Annotated in this window: 2 protein-coding genes; both read left to right on the forward strand. The window is 42.8% G+C overall.

Annotation, left to right across the window (positions count from 1 at the left end; genetic code table 11):
• The first annotated feature begins 135 nt into the window (after positions 1-135).
• The gene (locus H5300_RS26415; protein WP_182797331.1) at positions 136-849 is read left to right on the forward strand and encodes a hypothetical protein; all 714 of its coding nucleotides are present in this window, start codon (positions 136-138) and stop codon (positions 847-849) included.
• Positions 836-2,084: BatD family protein (locus tag H5300_RS26420; protein WP_182797332.1), on the forward strand; the 1,249-nt coding region annotated here is incomplete at its 3' end. The genes H5300_RS26415 and H5300_RS26420, both read left to right, overlap by 14 nt.

The raw sequence follows: 2,084 nt of genomic DNA on the forward strand, positions 1-2,084 counted from the left end.
GCTTGCAGCCCCAACCCGAGCATAAAAATATCAGAAGAATTCAATGTGGCTGGACCTTGTATTGGAGCCTATTTAGGAGGTGCATATTTTAACCCAAATCCACACAAAACGTCGAAGAGCCATAATAAACAGGTAGTGAATCCAAAGGTAATCAATCAAAAGATTGATAATCTGACGAAGCCAACGACTTCGACTCAGAACCAATCCAGTCGTTTAGCTTGGTTATCCAAACTTAAGCCAACGCACTTGTTGCTTATGCTTACTGCAGGAAATCTGATTTGGGGAATTTCCGATAAGCACTCATTTTTTGATTTTTGGCTATCTAGCGATCAACACGCTTATGTCGAGTTCAAGCAAGGCAACTACGCGCAAAGTGCCGCTCTGTTCGATGATCCAACATGGAAAGCTTACAGTCGTTATTTGTCAGGTGATTTCCTTGGCGCGATTGACCTATTAAGCCCACAAAAAAGTGAACAAGGTGGCGAACCGACAACGTTGACTGATTTCGCTAAGTTAATCGTTGCGAACAGCTACGCTCATACAGCTCAATTTGATAAAGCCACGGCGCTTTACAACGAACTGTTGAACAACGAAAAGTATTCAGAACAAGCGACCAACAACCTCGCCGTTGTGGAAGCGGCGATAGAGAAGATTAAGAACACACCACCGACAAAACAAGATTCAGAAAAAGTCATTGATGATAGGAAATTAGTCGACGACGAACCAAAAGAAGGGAGTCAGAAGGAGCTCGTGATCTCTGACCAAATTTGGCTAAAACAGGTCAGACAAAATCCATCTAAGTTTCTAAGACAAAAATTTCAGCAGGAATACAGCAATGAACAAAACTAAATCGACAATCCGAGCATTCGACCTTCTGAAATGTTGGTTTGCTGTCTTATCCGCGATGGTGCTTTTAATTTCAATGCCTGCCAATGCTACTAACCTAGACCAGCTCGTCAGTGACGGTGAGTTGAAGCTAAACGTTGAAATTAAAACTCAAGATGTCGCTGTGAAACAACAAGTCGCACTCGACGTTGAAGTATTGAGTACCCGCCCCTTTCAAGAAGAGTTGGCATTACCTTACTTAGATATACCCAACACGGTCGTAAAGAAAGATGAGCAGAAAGTCGCTCGTTCAGCACGCACAATTGAAGGCATTAAGTGGTTTACACAAAAAGCACGTTACTACTTGTACCCAATGCAAACTGGCGAGTTTACCGTCCCTGAATTGAAGATTCCCGTTAGTGTAGAGCTTACCAGCGAAAACGTTGTTGAAGGGGCAATTCAATCGCAACCCATTAACTTTACATCCAAAATACCCGTAAGCAACATTGATACTGACGCGTTGATTGTTAGCCCAAATGCTGAACTTTCAATATCAACTGATCGTCCGTTAACCGACGAGTTCGAAGTTGGCCACGCTGTCACTGCAACGTATACATTGAGCGTGGCAAATTCACACATGATGTTGCTGCCTGAGATCAACATACCAGACATATCTGGCGTTGAGTTGTATCGCAAACCAGCAGTCAAAGAAAACGTATTTAATCGCCTGAATAAGAGCAATACCGCGACACTCAAACAACAGGTAACGTTAATTCTTCAAGAACAAGGGAAAGTCGTCTTACCAAAACAGACCATGACATGGTGGAACACAAAGACCAATCAGCTGGAATCATTGACTGTTAAGCAGCAAACGCTTCAAGTCGGTGACGCGAAGTTATTAGACTCACTAAGCAACACTTTAGGATCGAGCGACGGGGCTCAAACCTTATCGAATTGGCTAAGCCAATATTGGTATTACTTGGTCATTGCGGGAATATTCCTTGCTGCGATTGCTCGCCTAATCGGAAAGCATTTTATTGATTTAAAGCGTTATTTTGTCGCACGCCAGCAATTGAATACCAAAAAGTTGAATATTCAATTTTGTCGACACGTTGAAGAAAAGCAGTACAGCAAAGCGGTGCAAACTATCTATGAGATTACGGGGCGAACAACCTTGTCGAAAGGCACGCTTCAACTGCCTCTAGATTCTGAATCAAACGACATTTGGAAGAAGTTATTGAAGCTTGGCTACGCAAAAA

It is taken from the genome of Vibrio sp. SG41-7 (genome assembly GCF_014164465.1).
GTDB classification, from domain to species: Bacteria; Pseudomonadota; Gammaproteobacteria; order Enterobacterales; family Vibrionaceae; genus Vibrio; species Vibrio splendidus.